The sequence below is a fragment of the Fervidobacterium sp. genome (assembly GCA_026419195.1).
Taxonomy (GTDB): Bacteria; Thermotogota; Thermotogae; order Thermotogales; family Fervidobacteriaceae; genus Fervidobacterium.
Genome location: JANZZV010000004.1, coordinates 78,064 through 95,387, shown reverse-complemented (window position 1 = coordinate 95,387; position 17,324 = coordinate 78,064). Strand labels below are relative to the sequence as shown.

Here is a 17,324-nt window from a genome sequence, read left to right as displayed (position 1 = left end):
AGTGCCTTTTTGGCACTCTTTCGAACTTTAAACTCAAAGTATTCTCCTTAAGAATTCTCTTGTTCTTGGTTTTTGAGGATTCTTTAGTATTTCTTCTGGTTTTCCTTCTTCTTCAATTACGCCATTGCTTATGAAAACGATTCTGTCTGCAACTTCTTTTGCAAAACCCATTTCATGGGTTACAACTAACATTGTCATACCACTATTTGCAAGATCTTTCATAACATCAAGAACTTCTCCTACGAGTTCTGGGTCGAGTGCGGAAGTTGGTTCGTCAAACAGCATTATCTCTGGATCCATCATTAACGCCCTTGCGATTGCAACACGTTGTTTTTGACCACCTGAAAGTTGTTCAGGGTAAGCATCTATTTTGTCTATAAGCCCTACTTTGTTGAGAAGATATTTTGCCTTTTCGACAGCCTCTTTTTCTTGGATTTTCTTCACTTTCATTGGTGCCAGTATAAGATTTTGTAACACATTCATGTGAGGAAATAAGTTAAATTGTTGGAATACCATACCTACCCTTGTTCTTAATTGGTTTATATCGTATTCGTCTATATCTTTACCATCCAAGTATATTTTCCCGCTTTGATAGTGTTCAAGCTTATTTATACATCTTAGTAAAGTGCTCTTACCACCACCGCTTGGACCAATTATAACTATAGTTTCTTGACGCTTCACTTGCATGTTGACACCTTTCAATACCTCAAGCTTTCCAAATTTTTTAACAAGGTCTTCTATTTTAATAATTATTTCATTTCCCTCTTTATCGTTCATGCTGTTGCCATCCTCCTCTCAACATATCTTACGAGTCTGGAGATAACAAATGTCATTACAAAATATATGAAAGCTATGCCAAAATATATCGAGAATGTTTGAAAAGTTCGTGAGATCACAAACTGTCCGGCTCTCATAAGTTCTGAGACGCCTATAACAGAGGCAAGTGAACTATCTTTTGTTAGAGTTATAAATTCGTTACCAAGTGCAGGTAATATATTCCTAAACGCTTGGGGCAATATAATATACCTCATTGACTGCCAGTGCGTTAATCCCAGGGATCTCGCAGCTTCATACTGTCCCTTAGGTATGGATTGTATACCAGCTCTCACTATTTCAGCTATGTAAGCACCGCTGTTCAAACCAAGCGCTGTAATCGCAGCTGGGTATGGTGCAAGTTGGATACCGAGCTGTGGTAACCCAAAATATATTATAGATATCTGAACAAGTAAAGGAGTACCTCTTAGAAACTCTACGTAAGCGGTGCAAGGGTAGTTTATAAGCTTTATTTTTGAAAGTCTTCCCATACCTATAAACGTACCGAGAATAAGACCAATACCTACAGAAAACGCTGTTAATTTCAATGTTTCCCACGCACCAATTAGGAGAAATTGAAAATTTTTGAGTAATTCAAATACTGCTTCCACAACCTTCCCTCCAATTTCAAACTCTAACAGACCATAAACCAATAGAAAATTAACGCCCCTTTTCAAAAAGGGGCGCAAAAGGTTTTACTCAAACCACTTTTGCAACAATTTATTGTAAATTCCTGCAGACTTTATTATATCAAGTGTTTGATTTACAAAATTTAGCAATTCCTTATTTCCTTTCTTTACTGCTATTCCATAGGTTTCACCTGTATCAACAACAGCACTTATTACAAACTTTGGGAATTTCTTTACGTATGCTTTTGCTGGCGCTTCATCAAGCACAACTGCGTCAACTCTACCATTTTGAAGTTCTAAGAAAGCGTCTGTAAACTTTTGGAATCTCACCACATTTATACCGTTTATATCACTTACAACTAAATCACCTGTTGTACCAAGCTGAACAGCAACCTTTTTACCAACAAGTTCTTCAAACTTTTTCGGTTCGAATTTCCCATCTTTCCTTACAACAATTGCTTGGTTGGCTTCGAAATAAGGTTTAGAAAAATCTACAACTTTTGCCCTTTCCTCCGTGATAGTCATTCCTGCTATTATTAAATCAATTTTACCTTGTAAAAGCGCTGGAATAAGACTATCAAACGGTAAACTCACTATTTCAAGCTTAACGCCAAGTCTTTTCGCAAGTTCGTTTGCAATATCAATATCAAAGCCAACAACCTGGTTTTTCTCATCAACAAATTCAAATGGTGGAAATGTCGGTTCCGTTCCGACAAGAAGTTTACCTCGCTGTTTGATCTGTGTTAAAGTTTGACAAAAAACCGTACTTACCAGCCCGGTTGTTAAAATTAAAGCAACTATCCATAGAAGTTTTTTCTTATTCATATGTCCCTACCCCCTTTGTAAGAATGAAATTTAAAATTGCGCACTTACTACCCAATTAAACTTTCCAGTTGAAAATTCATAAGTACCAATCGCATTCAAGAAAGATATTGCCAGTCCAAGTCCAACTTTCCATGAGCTGTCAAAATTCTGAGAGATGTATATGTAAGCAGGATCAGAAGGTAGTGCCAACTCAAAGGCATACTTGTAGTTTCCATCCATGAATTCTGAAATCTTATTTGTATAAAAAGCAAACAAGAAATAGCCAACGTCTTGTGACTCGATAATTAATCTCAAACTTGCATTAGTCCAATCAAAATTTTCGTTCAATTTGAAATTGCCATTTGTGTCTTTTAGTATCAGAGATTCAGGAAGATAAGAAAGCTCAAATCTTGACCAGGAAGCAAACAATATGCTTGTTTTTCTTGAAGCAGCTAATCCCAACGCTACCTTAGGATCTTTGAAAGAAGATAAGTCAAATATTTTTATGTAATTATCTACTGTAGCGTTTACAGCGGCATATAAACCGCCAAGGTTGAAACCAAATCCAACGTATACCTCACCATCGAAAGAGAGACCTGGATAACTTGTAAAAGTACCTACTGAAATATTCAGGGCAAAAAGTTCGAGATGACCTTCCAAGCCAACTGTGTAGGTACTATTCGAGAGTCCCGGCATTACAATTGTTCTGACAACAAAAGGTTGTTTGACAACACCCGCTGGGGATGATACCTTTAAATTACCAAGACTGAATGAAAACAAGTTTACTGAGAAAATCAAGAAAATCACTAATACCATCCTTTTGACCATAACTCGCACCTCTCTCCTCAAATTTTTTCAACCTGGCTGAGATCTCCTATCTGCATGAAAAGATTGTCGAGTGTCTTCAAAAATCCTAATCTGTTCATTCTTAAATCTTCATCTTCGCACATAACAAATACCTCATCAAAGTAATTATCTATGTAGGGGCGAAGTTCTATTAATTTCTCAAGGGCCATTTCGTAATTCAAATGGGACAAGGCATCCATAACAACTGGTTTCACTTCTATGTATTTTTCAAATAACCTCTTCTCTGCGTTTTCTATGAATTTTGCTGGATCAAAATAGTCTGATGGATGTTTTTTTGAGATGTTGTGAACCCTTTCAAATCCTATAAGCAAGCTTGAAAATTCACTCTTTCCAACAATTTTCGAAATCGCTTTAGCTGACAAAATACCTTTGAGTGGTGTGATCCACAGGTGCTTTGTTGCACGCGCTATATCATATCTGACTTGCGAGTTATATAACTCAAATCTGGTCTCAAAGAATTCTACGATGTTTTCATTAACTGATTTTCCCAGTAATCTACAAGCTTCTTCAATTAAAACTTTTAATTCTAAATTCCAATCAAACTTTTGTATTATCGTAAATATATCGTCCACCTTTCCTCGTAGACCGTACGGGTCCTTAGAACCGCTTGGGATGTTACCTACAATGAAATTTCCAACTATTGTATCTATTCTATCTGCTATACCTACGACTGCACCCTCTATCGTATTTGGCTCAGACAAGTAATGTTCTTGTATACCATATGCAACGTCTTGGTCTTCTCCATCTTTTAATGCATATATTCTTCCCATTACACCTTGCAATTCTGGAAACTCGTATACAACATATGAACCTATATCTGCTTTACATAATCTTGCTGTACGTAATATTTTATAACGGATTTTACTCAATTCCAAAACCTGAACTATTTTGTCCGAAAGCTGCTCAATGCGCAAGACCTTGTCGTATAATGTTCCGAGTTCTTTCTGAAAAACAATCTCTTTAAGTTTTTCATTAAACTGTTCAAGCTTAATGTGTGTGTCTTTTTCAAAATAATATCTTGCATCTTCAAGTCTTGCATTTATTACTCTTTCGTATCCCTTCTTAGCATTTCCGAATTCGTCATTTGGCATATCTATGAACGCAACAAATAGATTTGTTATTTTCCCATTTTTTTGTACAGTGAACGATCTTTGATGATGCTTAATTGTGGTTTTTATAAGCTCATTCGGAAGATTTAAAAATTTTTCACTGAAAGTTCCGGATATCAACTTAGGATACTCCGTCAAAATGGCAACTTCTCTTATCAAATCTTCATCTTTATCGATAGTGTACCCATTCTTTTCAAACTCTATTAACTGATTTTTTATATGGCTTATTCTATCTTCTAACTTTGGTATAACGTAGTATCTCCATAGTTTTTCAAGATAATCTTGAAACGAGCAAACTTCGAAATATTCATCCATTATAAATCTGTGTCCTAGTGTTTTGTTAGACGCTTTAATACCGAATATCTCCATGTCTACAATTTTGTCGTTCAATATCGCCAAAACATGATGTGGAATTCTGACAAATTCATACCGACCATTACCCCACCTCATTGGTTTTTTAAACCTCAGAGAATAGATTACTTGCGGAACTCTAATTTTAAGGAATTCTTCAATACTCAAACCTTTCTGGGTCTTATTTATGTATACGTAATTATCTATTATTTTGACTTCCTCAAGTGTTGAATTGTTCGACTTTAGAAAACCAAGTAATGCCTTTGTTGGTTGATTATTTTCGTCAAACGCCACACTTACTGCTGGACCTTTTTTTTCAACAATTTTATCAGGTGTTGAATCGGGCAGACCTTTTAAGCCAAAACCAAATCTCCTTGGTGCGACGAAAATGTCTATTTTTTCGTAACCTAAGCCTTCGCTATTTAGTAGCTCTTCTAACTTTTCTTTTAGTTGGTTCAATAATCCATCTATTTCTGTTGTTGGAAGTTCTTCCACACCAATTTCAAAAAGAAATTCATTCATTACTTTCAACCCCCGTTTCTTGTGTTTCAACGAACATCTTTGCACATTTGTTAGCCATACCACGGATATCACGTATGTATGTATTTCTTTGTGCCACACTAATTGCGTTTCTTGCATCGAGTAAATTAAATGTGTGAGAACATTTGAGTAATTGTTCATAAGCAGGGAATATCAATTCTTTTTGAATAAGTCTTTCAAATTCACTTTTGTGTATTTCGTACAATTTGAATAACATCTCCACGTTGGCTTGTTCGAAGTTGTATATTGAGAATTGTCGTTCGTTTTCTTTAAACAATTCTCCGTACTTCACATCTTTATTCCACATGACATCGTAAACATTGTCTACACCTTGGAGATACATCGCTATTCTCTCTATGCCGTAAGTTATCTCGAGAGGTATCTCCTTCAAAGATAAACCACCAACTTGCTGAAAATAAGTAAACTGTGTTATCTCCATTCCATCAAGCCACACTTCCCAGCCTATTCCCCAGGCACCAAGCGTTGGTGACTCCCAATTATCCTCAACAAATCTTATATCATGTTCCTTGGGTTCTATGCCAAGTGCTCGAAGCGAATCAAGATAAACTTGCTGAGAATTTTCCGGATGCGGTTTCAATATTACTTGGTACTGATAAAATCTTTGCATTCTGTTAGGATTTTCAGCGTATCTTCCATCAGTAGGTCTTCTGCTTGGTTGAACAAAAGCAACGTTCCAAGGTCTGTTTCTAAGTACACCAAAAAAGGTTGAGGTATGAAATGTGCCGGCACCCATTTCCATATCGTATGGTTGTTCAATAAAACATCCATGATTTGCCCAGAATTCATCAAGAACTTTTATAACATCTTGTAAGTACACTTTTCTTCCTCCTTTCGGAAATTAAACTTTCATTTGAAGATCTTTTCAAGTATCACTGCCCACAATGGAAGTGTAATTAACGAAAATAAAGTTGTTATAGCGACTGTTACTCCCGCTTTGGAAGTGTCTTCTTTTTTAAATGTGTTTATCACTACCACGCTGTTTACACCAATTGGCATGGCACACTCAAGTATAAAGACCTTTGCTTCAAATGGGTTCAAGAAAAATGTGAAGATCAACATTACAGCCGGTACGAGTACGAGCCTCTCAAAGCTAAGTAACAAATAATCTTTTATATCAGACCAGTCAAATTTGATCCTTGAAATTGAAATTCCCACCTGTAAAAGCAAAAATGGTATAGCCATGTCTCTAATCCAATTAAACCCAGCTAGTACACCGTATGGCATTTGCTTATAAGATATTCCGAGAACTCCCAATACCCAACCAATTAAAATTGCGTATAAAAATGGCAGTTTTAGAGCATTTTTTAACTCCAAACTTCCTCGTATCATACTTGGTAAAAACGTACTTCCAAAAAGTACGTTCACAAAAGAGTAAACTACTCCAAGAGCCAAGGCTTTTTCTCCCCACAATGCCATTAAAACAGGATAACCGAGATAACCAGAATTTACGTACACGTTCCCTGTAAAAAAGATTTCTCTGTGTGACTTATGAAAACCAGAAACAAAATAAGAAACAGCAAACATTAAAGCAAAACCTCCGGTGAATTTTAAAAGTATGTTAGCATTGGGTGTATAATCATTAATGAATGTGAAGGTTATAACAGGTGCCATGAGCCATGTGGCAATTTTGTTGACTATATCAGCATCGCTTTTGTTAAATATCTTACCGTACAAAAATCCAATGAACATCATAAGAAAAGATGGTAAAACAGCATTGAACCCATCTTTTAACATATTTGCTCTACCTCAAAAAGAAAACTTTAAAATCAAACTAAATGAGGTTGAGAAATAGAGTTGATTGTTTCCACTTTTTGGTCTCATTAATGGTTTTCTCACATTGTCACTGTCAACATCAACAAGCTCTGATCTGTTCCATATGTATCCAACTGTAGAGTTTAAACAAAGACTTAGTGTATCTAATAAATTATATTTAAAGTCAGTTCCCAAGAAAAGTCTGTACTCCAAGACTGGATCATCAAGTAAGTGAGTGCCTTCTATATATGTGACTCTATCTCCCCATGGATTTACTGGCGAGCGTTCCCCTAAAACAACGTATTCTAAGCTTAATTTGAGGTTTTTTATATCTTTTGGTTCATATTCAACTAAGAAAGCAACGTTGTTCTCACCGTATTTGTATCCAGCGTATAGAAACTCAAGGGGAAAAATCGTAGTTTCATTGCTGACTTGGTAGGTTATATATGGAAAGTATGTGTAACCATAATATCTTTGCTTCCCAAACTCTGCCGAAGGCTGGAAAGTGTATTTAGTAGCTCCAGCATGATACAAGCCAATCTTCCCTTTGTTTAAGCTAAAAATCCCGCCGATGGACCAAGCAATTTTATCTGGATTTTGGTAAGATGTGGGATAAAAGAACCTGTTCATGTTTATGTCATCTATCAAAATTTGAGCATAAAAATAATTACTATCATCCAAATAATCCAAAAAGAATCCCATAATATAATTCGCTTCACCAATACCTTCTGAAAAAGGTCTGCCCGCGTCGTTAACGTATTGGATAAAAAACCCAGGAATGGGATTAAAGAAATATTCAAAATCAAATTCCTTTCCAACGTAGACATTAATTTCTTCGTAACCAAATCTAATTTTGTCAAATTTGGCAGCATAAACTTTAAAATTTGCACTTCGATATTTTTCATTAGGATCTGCTACGTGTTGCAAATTATTAAGTTGCAACCATTTTGTTATGTATGTGAAGCTTCCATCTTCATATTTGTATTCGATAGTATTTCTTGGATAATCAACGGATGAAACAAACAAAGAGTATGGAGTGTAAACTACATCTTTCATATTTGTTTTACCAAAGGATATTTGAAAATTTTCCATTTTAAACTTTAACTTTGCATCATTCATAGCAAAGTAAAAACCACCATAATAGTTTTCGGAAAAAGGATCATTGTAAATTTTGTTGTTTAAAATGGCAATATCAAAAAGAAAAGTGAAATTGTTTGAAACATACCGAAGGGCTGCATCAATTTTGAAAAATGCGTTGTGCTCTGTCTTATTGTACAAACTGAAGAGTGTATCTCCGTAGTTGAAACCTACAGTTGCATTGAAGTCAATGGAAAAGAATATAGTAAAAAAAGCGGTAGCTATAATAATTGTACTTATTCTTCGCTTTTCCATATTATGTTCCCCTTGTGTGTAATAAGCTTTACTTCAGCAGGTATATTCACTCCTGCATTAAAAGCTTCAAGTAATATATCTATAGGTATTGAAGTCTCGAACCAAATCTCTTCAAGTTTTATTTCTTCCCAACCTCTATCTGAAAATCTTTGAATAATTTTTTCCAAAGTCTTTCTGTATTTTTCAATATCAAGATCATACTTTCCCACAGCTAACACCTCCTGCTTTCGTTCTTTATCCATGTAATTTTATCATATTTTACCCACTGTGCAAACTTTTCTAATTTTGTTTTTGAGATAGCGACCATAATCTTCCTTGTCTAAATCTGTAATACTGACGCACATATCGTGTCCGTTTGCGTGTATTACCTTATTATCACCTATATAAAGCATTACGTGCCCTTCCATGAATAGTAAATCACCAGGATTTGGTTGTCTAACGTATTCCAAGGTTCTTTCCTGTTGATGGGCATCCCTTGGGATATCTACATTAAATGCATCGTAAAGTCTATTAACAAATCCTGAGCAATCAAAACCGTACGAGGATGTTCCTCCCCAAAGATACGGAACTCCAATAAAATTAACACTCAAGTCAACTATATCATTTGATTCTGAAGATGGGTCATCCACCAATTGAAAAACCTTACCGTTTGGTAGATAGCATAACCTTGTATCAGTATATATTCTACTGCCTATCGGTAGCATGTAAGTTATCCATCCACCTGTCTTGCAAAAAGGTTTCGTAACTTTTGCGAGCTCAAGATGGGTAAATTCTTCAAATTCATTTTGGTTTAAGATCCACACACAATTTTTGTTCAAATATCCGCAGTAATTCAACCTAACGTCACAAGCATAAATATATTCATTTTCACTTTCACTTTCGATTTCAACAATTTCACCAAACACCATCTGATGTATCCTTTCGCTTCTAAATTTTGGTTCCGCACGCACATCTACCACGGGATATTTTATTATTCCGAACTGCATAATATCTTCCTCCTTTAATTTCATTGGTTAAGTTGTAAAATTGGATGTTATTTGGATTGTATCATATTTTAGTTGAAGTGGTATAATTAATAAAAGAATCTTGTAAAAAATACTTATAGGAGGCGGTAAAATCTTTGGTAATCTTAACAGCAAAATAGTAGTTATTTTGAAGCTTATTTTGTATCTATTTTCTTTATTGGCACTTTTTTCAAATTTTTTGGTCTTTGTGGTGGTTCTTTTCGTACTGAATTTACCTCTAATACGTAAGTCAGTATTTGGAAGAATCGCTCTGGACCCTAAGAAATCCACGTGGACAAAAATAGACTCTATAAAGTACCACGACAACTACCTTGACATTCTTTATCCGGATGTTCAAAAACTTGGTTTAACCGAACCAAAAGGGATAGTTTTATTTGCTCATGGTGGTGGCTGGATAAGTGGTTACAGAAGGCAACCTAATAACGTATCTTGGTATAGATATCTTGTTGGAAAAGGATTCTTGGTTGCTGCTATCGATTATAGTAGAGGATATAAGGCTGGTATAGAAAAGTTAATTGATGAGTTAATCAAAGCTGTCGAGTTTTTGAAGCAGAAATTTAAGTACGAGAATTACGAAATATCACTTATGGGATTATCCGCTGGTGGTCATTTAGCACTTTTAACAGCAAGCAGAATACCGGAGGATGTCAAAAGGGTAGTAGCTTACTATTCTCCTTGTGATTTGCTTGATATATGGAATTCAACTTCGCTTTTTGCAAGACTGGCAGTAGCAGCAACATTGAAAAGACTTCCCAGCAAATCAAAAAGTATTTACGAAAAATACTCTCCTGTCAACCATATTACAAGTAAATTCCCTTCAGTTTTACTCGTACATGGATTAAAAGATTCGGTGGTTCCTTATACATCCTCGGTTAAAATGTACAAAGTACTTCGAAAACACAACATAAAAAGTAAACTTTTGCTTCATCCTTATGGTGACCATGGTTTTGAATTTGTGCTGAGAGATAAAAAGACGGTAGATATAATTGAGAAAACTTCGCTTTTTCTGGAGGGAAAGGAATGGTAAGTTTTCAGTATAGTGGAAGAATAGAAGAATACACACAAGGTTACATAATGAAAGCAAAGAAATTTAGAGTTTCGTATGTCCGCTTTAAAACGCTTTATACAGATCCAATAAAAGGTACAGAAATAGTTGAATATTACCTTTTCGATCCAAAGGAAAACCCTGTGGGGATACTTTTTATACTACACGGACTTGGCACATCAAACATCCCGTTTTTACTTTGGATGGCAACACACCTTGCCAATGCAGGTGTTAGAGTAGTTTTTCCAATTTTGCCGGGTAATTTTACACGTGTTGCGCATGGTTCTGTGAGTGGAAAAGATTTTTTTGATACTGACGTTGAGAGATCAACAAAATTCTGGGAGCAATCAGTTATTGACGTTATTAGTATAGTTGAGCATATGAAAACCCAGGGGTTATGGATAGAAAACTCTCATTTATTTGGTTTTTGTCTTGGTGGGATGATTTCTGTTATGATAAACGCAATAAGAAGTGATTTCAAAAAAACGATACTGATGACTGTAGGAGGAGAAATGGCAACACTTATGTGGCATTCGCCCACCTTAGCATTTTTCAGAAGAAGTGTTGAAAGACTTAGATCGACAGGAAAAATAAAACACTTCATAGAAGATCAAAGACGCATGAAGGCTCTATTTGAAGAGCAGTTAGAAGTTTTAAAGCAATTCAGAAGTGTTGAAGAAATGCAAAAAAGTGATATACATCCGTATCTAAAACTTGATCCAATAGCCTATGCACAATTTGTTGATAAAAGGAAGATAATTTTTGTTGAAGCATTGTTCGATAGAGCATTACCGCTAAGGAGTAGAAAACTCTTATGGTATGCACTTGGTAAACCAAAAAGGTACATCATACCCAGCGGTCATGTTACATGGCTTCCATTCCAGTTTTTTGTAGCAAGGTTTATACTTTCAAACATGGGGGTAAAAGAATTCAAAAAACAAATAGAAATACTTAAGAAAGTAGAGTTTGAGGAGAAAAAATAAGTTTGAACATGCTTGTGAAATTAAAAACCAGGCCATCCAAAATCGAATTGGCCACCAAATGGTGTTTTTTCACCGTTGATAAGTACCACCATATTAACTCTAATGTATCTGTCTATCTTAGAAAACTGTGTCGTTGTCGCAACAACAGAATAGTTGGTTACTTTTTCTGAATTTCCAATATTTATCCTTACGTAATCGCTATTATTCCTAAAATCTATGCATGTAACAGTCCCCTCTGTATTTTGGAAATCATATTGGATCTCGTCCCAGAAACCGCCATTATCAGTCAAAAACTTTGTCCATATGTTTGCGTTTGATATCATCATTAGCCTTGCTTTTGAACTATTTAATGAAGATTGTACTCTTGATTCAACCTCAATCACTTCCTTGAGAATACCAGAAATTAAAAAAGTAGACAAACTTGCAAGAAGGAAAATTAGCAGAGCTACTGATATACTTATTACACCTCTTTTATACATGTCACTTCCTCCTAAGTATTTTACTGTATACTTTTTGGAATTATTATAAGGCGTGTTTTGGTGAGATACTCATCGTTTACGAGCTTCCATGAAGGTCGCCATGTGATTGTAAATTTCATTCCTACAATGGAGTCTTTTATATTTCGCAGTTCAGGACCATTCTTATAGGTATTCCAATCGTTTCTATTGTCAAATCTTAATTCACTAAGACCATTTGAAGAATAGTATACAAGACTTCCCTGTAAACTCTCTACATTATCTAACAGTTTTATATTATAAATAACGGGTGAGGGTTCAAATATTGGTATTAAGCGTCTCACTGTTATCTCCTTTGTTTGGGAGTTGTATTCAATTTGAACTTGTCTGAATGATCGAGTAGTATACCCTGTGTTCAAAGAAACATTACTGAATTTAGAAATTGGCGTTATAAACAATTCATTTGGTGCCGAACCGGGTTGAGTAGAAGTAGTGGGAAAAGTCGTTGGTGCAAGATTTCTTTCAACAGATGGATTTGATGGATCAACTTCTCTAATTAAGAATCTGAGATCTGGTGTAACTTTTAATCTTCCAGTAACTGGTCTGTAAACACCAGAATCATTGTAATAATACTTCAACTTAACCAAGGTCGGAACATAATGTTCAGAAGATGGAACAAGTGCACGTGTTACAATTGACCAATCAGGGGAATCTATGTAACCTTCAGAAATAGCTCTACATGTCCCTGTTGTACTATCGTAAAAAAATTTCACGGGTGAAGCTACAACATAAGTTATGTATATTATAAAACCAGTGCTTGTTTTTTCTATGTCTATACTATCTTGTAACCAGAGTTTATCGCTTATTTGTTGGTATACCTCTGTTTTATTTGGTTTTCTCAATTCAGAACCACTTCTTTCTCCTCGTAATAAATTCGAGCCACTTCCAACCCATTTCAGTTCACCTTCCAACATATCGAAGGTAAAATCTATGTGACTTTGAGCGTACAGTGTTTGGAGAGTCGAGCGTGTTAAATTGTAAGCTTTCATAGTTGAGTCAGTAATTATGATGAGTATTGAGAAAAATATGGAAATCAATATCAGCACAATCAGAAATTCAACAAACGTGTACCCTTTTCTTCTCATAACATCACCCAAGTTTACCTTTCAATTATTTTCGGTAGTGAATCTTCAATCACTACTCTTATAGACTGTCCTTGGAGTAAAAATTGAAATGTGGCGTTTGAATAGGTTAAATCCAAGGTATTTCCAACTTTCTTTGCAAAAACCCCGTCAACAGTATACAGGTCGCTTATTTGAGTGACTTGTTGACCATTAAATGTTAATGTGATGTTTTCATAATCTCTTACCGTTAAATCGATTTTTGATATAGGTTTATTGTTATCTGGTTGAGCGTTAAGATCATTGTCTACGAAAGTTTCAAAAATCCTATTAGAATATTTGATACATATAACATCGTTCCCCAAGAATCCAAGTTTTCTTGCATCCGATAGCAGAAACAATAGTTTTTGTGCAACTGAAACGAGTTGTGCTTCGCTTGGAAGAATAGTTGACATTCTATAATATACAGGTACTGATATCGCGAAAATTAAGGATATCAGTATAACTGAGATGATGACTTCAGTTAATGTGTACCCTTTTCTCATCATTTTACCCTCCGCAGATTCATATTCTCATCACCATTGTTGAGGAATTATTTCAGTTTCTACATACCTACCCGCCCGGTCGGTCACCCTCACCCTTAGCACAACTATGTTGTTTATAACAATTGGACCAGGTTTAGCAACTGGTGAGTAAGAATTGTTCCTGTAGTAGTAAAATTTGAAATTTTGGCTAATACGTCTGGTTTCTTTAGTAACTGAAACAGTGTAATTCTTTCCGTTATATGATACTGTTCTGGTTCCCTCATATATTTGAGATTGCTTTAAAGAAAGTAGTTGTTCACATTCGTTTAAAAGTATTTCTGACATTGTCAGGATCATACTATTTTCATAAGCCTTTCTGATTAAATTATATGATGAAACCAAACTGATGCCTATGGCCATAGAAACAATTATTATCGAAATAAGCGCTTCAACAAGCAATGCCCCCGCTCTATTCAAAGAATTCACCCCATTTTGATATTTTCTATTTGGTCCAATTAAAACCTCTTATAACAACCACGGCTGGTGTAGTCCATATTTTGTACGTTAAGGATTTTATATGGGGTGCTTCATTCTTATTCTTTGGTCTTAGAACAATAATCACTTGTGGGTCGGGGGATGGTGTGTTGAGGACTACTCTTGCTGCAAATCTTCTATTCCCGGGAACAGGCGTGTTTCCTCTCATCGGTTGCATTGTTGAACTGTCTAGCATCAGTCCAAATAATCGATGATCAATCAAAGCAGGATCTTTTATGCTCTTCGCAGAATACCGCAGTTCAAAAGTTCCCGTATCGCTTTCAAGAAATTCTATTTCAACTTCAATTGCCTTGACAAAATTGTTTTGGAGCACTGCTTTGGGAATGCCTACCACTATTTTACCATCGGGGTTCCTATAATCTACTACGTTAACCAAGTAATCACTCACCATTATACCGTCTTCTACCTTGTATTCCCTTACAGTTTGTGTAATTATCTTATAGTAATTTCCTGAATGATTACCATCAGCAGCAACGAAATCAGGTACACCATCGTTGTCTAAGTCACCTATGGTTCCCGCATCAAAATCAAATGGTGGTTTGTTATCGGTACTATAACTCCCACGTACAAGTTCAAGGCTAACAAAATTAGGTACCCCGTTTGCGTTCAAATTCCTCCCTCTAAAAAGATACACTGAACCGCCAAAATTCTTTCCTTGTCGCCAAGCATCTGTACCAACAAAAATATCAGGAAGTCCATCTCTGTCAACATCAGTAACCTTTATTACTGTAGGGCCAAAAGATGGTAGTGAAGATGGATCCTTAGAGTTTGGTATATTTGGATCTACAAAACTTACTTGACCGAGTGAGCCGTTATTGTTTACAATGGCTATCTTTTGTGTTGCGTTATATACAATTTGATTATTAACAGTTCTACCTAAGTATATATAAATGCCTCTCTTATCTGTATTTCCAGCAATTATGTCCGGTACTCCATCTTTATTTACATCTGCTACGTCTAAGACTGCTCCGCCATTGGAAGCTGTGGTTCCTATGTCAGGATCATCTATCAATTTAACAAACTGTGTACTAAAAAATCTACTATTACCCTGCGAATTTGTGTTTTTCCAGAACCAAACTCTACCTCTCATGTCTGCGTATATAATGTCTTTGTAACCATCACTATCAAAATCATAACTCGCCATTGCTGTAACAGTCCAGTTTGTCACAAATCCTGAATCGTTGTAAGGGACATCTTTTCTATACATTTGATTCCAGGGCACGTTACGAACACAATCTGGAATAAAAACTGCTTGTTGGCGTGCATTGTAAAGAAGAAGATCAAGTTTTCGATCATTATCGAAATCATCAATAACGAAAGTACCATCACCAACGATTGGTAGATTATAAGCATAGACATCGCTCATAACCAAATCGTTATTAACCAAACCTTTGTTTTCCTTTATAACAACTCTTCCTCCATATGTTACACTAATTATATCAGCAAATCCGTCTCTATTGTAATCAACAGCAAATGTTTGTGAAACATCACTGAACGGGCCAGCACCAGGCGATGCGGTTATAGTGTTAATTTTATAAGCATTTACAGCTACAAGCGTATTATTTACAACTCTCGTTGATATGTCCCTTGCATATACACATCCCCACGCAGACTCAGGTTTAGATTGATTGTAATTTGCAATAGGATATGTTTTTGTGTAACTTGGTCTTGCCCAATCTATTTCTTGCGATAAGGCTTGAATGGTTAACAAAAGAAAAATCAAAACATGAACAAATTTTCTCATAAAATCACTCCTTGGGTAAAAATATTTTCATTATACTTACCCTATTATATTTTACCACCAAAGCTTCTAAAAAATAAGCGGGGAAATAACGCTGTTCCCCGCCCTTTTTGGAAATTATTTGCAATAAAATAATGAGTGATAGATTAACTCACACATTTTCAAATCTTTTCCAGAAGTACCTTTGTTAATTGGTTAACCAATGATATATTAATTTTGTATAGATTTTTATGAATTTTCTGTACGACTCAAGCGACCAACTTTCGTTTGGTTGATGCATATGTGTTTCTTCTCCTGGAAAGACTGCACCATAGGCAACACCATAGGGAACACTCCTTGCATAAGTTCCTCCACCAATTGAAATGGGTTCTGATTCATCGTTTGTCTCACTTCTGTAGATTTCAAGTAATAATTTTACAAAGTCGCTGTCTTTTGAAACATATAGGGGTTTTGAATAACTTTGCTGTTCAACTTCAAAACTGTTCATGGCTTGTTTTATTTGCAAGGTTAACACATCAACGTTATAGAATATGGGATGTCTTATGTTGATTATGGCACTTATCTTACCATTCTCAATTCTTAATATACCAAGATTGCATGTTAATTTTTTGCTTACATCGTCTTGACCTGATATTCCAAGCCCTATGCCATAGTATTCTTTCCCAAGACGTTCGTAAAGTGTTCTTATCGTGATGTTATCCGGTCCAAAGTCAATTCTTGAAAGCAACTCCAACATTCCAGCAGCAGCATTAATACCTGCCTCTGGATGTGCACCGTGTGCCGATTTACCTAAGGACTTTACAACAATTCTATTTTTGTCTACAGTATATTTGTACTTACACATACCACTATAATTTTCTATCAGATAAGCAATTTCATTCACTTTGTTTGTTAGTATTTCTGCCGTACACTCTTCCGGAACAACATTTGCGGCTGTCCCTGCATTTAGGTTTAGGAGTGTAGTTGTATACTCTCTTTTTAGCTCTTTAGAAATACGATATGTCACTATTCCCTTTTCTGCAAAGACGAGAGGAAAATCACCATCAGGTGTTACTGCAGCATCCGGGTACGGTTGTTTTGTAAAATAATACTTTAAACATTGTGAACCGTTCTCTTCGTTTGTACCGAATATAATTCTAACCCTGTTTTTTGGTTCTTTTACCAATTCAGAAGCGATTTTCAATGCAAAAAGTGCACCTATACTTGGACCTTTGTCATCCGATACTCCCCTCGCATACATCTTTCCGTCTCTAATTGAAAGCTCGTATGGATTACTCTCCCATCTTTCGATATCTCCTTCCGGTACAACATCTAAATGTCCGAGAACGGCATACAACTTTCCACCATTTCCATATTCAACATGACCTGCGTAGTTATCTACATTAACTGGATCAAATCCAAGCTCTTTAGCTATTTTAAGAGTTTCCTCAAGAGCTTTTGCAGGTCCTTCACCAAACGGCATACCTTCTTTTGGTTCCTCCATAACAGACCTAATTTTTATAACTCTATCAAGCGCTTTTAAAATGCTATCAAAACACATATCGACGAACTCGTTGATTTTTGAATCGATATCCATAAAAATTGGGATAAGCCCTTT

At 35.7% G+C, this 17,324-nt stretch carries 18 protein-coding genes; 2 read left to right on the top strand and 16 right to left on the bottom strand.

The window, feature by feature from the left end; all coding sequences use genetic code 11:
- Positions 1-33 precede the first annotated feature (33 nt).
- The 10 genes from N2Z58_04015 to N2Z58_03970 all read right to left on the bottom strand — a co-directional run bounded on the left by N2Z58_04015 (position 34) and on the right by N2Z58_03970 (position 9,264).
- Complete coding sequence (locus N2Z58_04015) at positions 34-750, bottom strand: amino acid ABC transporter ATP-binding protein (protein ID MCX7653825.1); 717 nt, start codon at positions 748-750, stop codon at positions 34-36.
- Positions 751-773: 23 nt separating this feature from the next.
- Positions 774-1,424 carry an amino acid ABC transporter permease gene (locus N2Z58_04010; protein ID MCX7653824.1) on the bottom strand — a complete coding sequence of 217 codons (651 nt, stop codon included), beginning with the start codon at positions 1,422-1,424 and terminating at the stop codon, positions 774-776.
- Between the two features lie 84 nt (positions 1,425-1,508).
- The gene (locus N2Z58_04005; GenBank protein MCX7653823.1) at positions 1,509-2,267 is read right to left on the bottom strand and encodes a basic amino acid ABC transporter substrate-binding protein; all 759 of its coding nucleotides are present in this window, start codon (positions 2,265-2,267) and stop codon (positions 1,509-1,511) included.
- Between the two features lie 30 nt (positions 2,268-2,297).
- Positions 2,298-3,074, bottom strand: coding sequence for a hypothetical protein (locus N2Z58_04000; GenBank protein ID MCX7653822.1), 777 nt, complete (start codon positions 3,072-3,074; stop codon positions 2,298-2,300).
- A gap of 17 nt (positions 3,075-3,091) precedes the next feature.
- On the bottom strand, positions 3,092-5,095 hold the full coding sequence (gene glyS / locus N2Z58_03995; protein MCX7653821.1) for a glycine--tRNA ligase subunit beta: 2,004 nt from the start codon (positions 5,093-5,095) through the stop codon (positions 3,092-3,094).
- Positions 5,088-5,951 carry a glycine--tRNA ligase subunit alpha gene (locus tag N2Z58_03990; protein ID MCX7653820.1) on the bottom strand — a complete coding sequence of 288 codons (864 nt, stop codon included), beginning with the start codon at positions 5,949-5,951 and terminating at the stop codon, positions 5,088-5,090. Before N2Z58_03990 ends, glyS begins: the two co-directional genes overlap by 8 nt.
- A gap of 29 nt (positions 5,952-5,980) precedes the next feature.
- Positions 5,981-6,868, bottom strand: coding sequence for an AEC family transporter (locus N2Z58_03985; GenBank protein MCX7653819.1), 888 nt, complete (start codon positions 6,866-6,868; stop codon positions 5,981-5,983).
- A gap of 12 nt (positions 6,869-6,880) precedes the next feature.
- A complete protein-coding gene (locus N2Z58_03980; protein MCX7653818.1) occupies positions 6,881-8,278 on the bottom strand; it encodes a hypothetical protein in 1,398 nt (465 codons plus the stop codon).
- On the bottom strand, positions 8,260-8,487 hold the full coding sequence (locus tag N2Z58_03975) for a hypothetical protein (GenBank protein ID MCX7653817.1): 228 nt from the start codon (positions 8,485-8,487) through the stop codon (positions 8,260-8,262). The genes N2Z58_03980 and N2Z58_03975 overlap by 19 nt, the downstream gene beginning before the upstream one ends.
- Before the next feature lie 42 nt (positions 8,488-8,529).
- Positions 8,530-9,264 carry a C40 family peptidase gene (locus N2Z58_03970; GenBank protein ID MCX7653816.1) on the bottom strand — a complete coding sequence of 245 codons (735 nt, stop codon included), beginning with the start codon at positions 9,262-9,264 and terminating at the stop codon, positions 8,530-8,532.
- 166 nt (positions 9,265-9,430) lie between these two features.
- On the opposite strand from N2Z58_03970, the gene N2Z58_03965 reads away from it, so the two are divergent.
- The gene (locus N2Z58_03965; protein MCX7653815.1) at positions 9,431-10,330 is read left to right on the top strand and encodes a prolyl oligopeptidase family serine peptidase; all 900 of its coding nucleotides are present in this window, start codon (positions 9,431-9,433) and stop codon (positions 10,328-10,330) included.
- Positions 10,324-11,331 (top strand): alpha/beta hydrolase, encoded by a 1,008-nt coding sequence (locus N2Z58_03960; GenBank protein MCX7653814.1) that lies wholly within the window; start codon positions 10,324-10,326, stop codon positions 11,329-11,331. The genes N2Z58_03965 and N2Z58_03960 overlap by 7 nt, the downstream gene beginning before the upstream one ends.
- Before the next feature lie 20 nt (positions 11,332-11,351).
- Here the strand turns inward: N2Z58_03960 and N2Z58_03955 are convergent, their stop codons facing one another.
- The 6 genes from N2Z58_03955 to pepV form a co-directional block, all read right to left on the bottom strand.
- Entirely contained in the window at positions 11,352-11,810 is a 459-nt protein-coding gene (locus tag N2Z58_03955) for a hypothetical protein (GenBank protein ID MCX7653813.1), read from the bottom strand.
- Positions 11,811-11,830: 20 nt separating this feature from the next.
- Positions 11,831-12,931 carry a prepilin-type N-terminal cleavage/methylation domain-containing protein gene (locus tag N2Z58_03950; protein MCX7653812.1) on the bottom strand — a complete coding sequence of 367 codons (1,101 nt, stop codon included), beginning with the start codon at positions 12,929-12,931 and terminating at the stop codon, positions 11,831-11,833.
- A gap of 14 nt (positions 12,932-12,945) precedes the next feature.
- Positions 12,946-13,452 (bottom strand): prepilin-type N-terminal cleavage/methylation domain-containing protein, encoded by a 507-nt coding sequence (locus tag N2Z58_03945; GenBank protein ID MCX7653811.1) that lies wholly within the window; start codon positions 13,450-13,452, stop codon positions 12,946-12,948.
- Between the two features lie 30 nt (positions 13,453-13,482).
- Entirely contained in the window at positions 13,483-13,908 is a 426-nt protein-coding gene (locus N2Z58_03940) for a hypothetical protein (GenBank protein ID MCX7653810.1), read from the bottom strand.
- Positions 13,909-13,933: 25 nt separating this feature from the next.
- On the bottom strand, positions 13,934-15,730 hold the full coding sequence (locus N2Z58_03935; protein ID MCX7653809.1) for a VCBS repeat-containing protein: 1,797 nt from the start codon (positions 15,728-15,730) through the stop codon (positions 13,934-13,936).
- Positions 15,731-15,914: 184 nt separating this feature from the next.
- The gene (gene pepV / locus N2Z58_03930) at positions 15,915-17,303 is read right to left on the bottom strand and encodes a dipeptidase PepV (protein MCX7653808.1); all 1,389 of its coding nucleotides are present in this window, start codon (positions 17,301-17,303) and stop codon (positions 15,915-15,917) included.
- Positions 17,304-17,324: the final 21 nt, after the last annotated feature.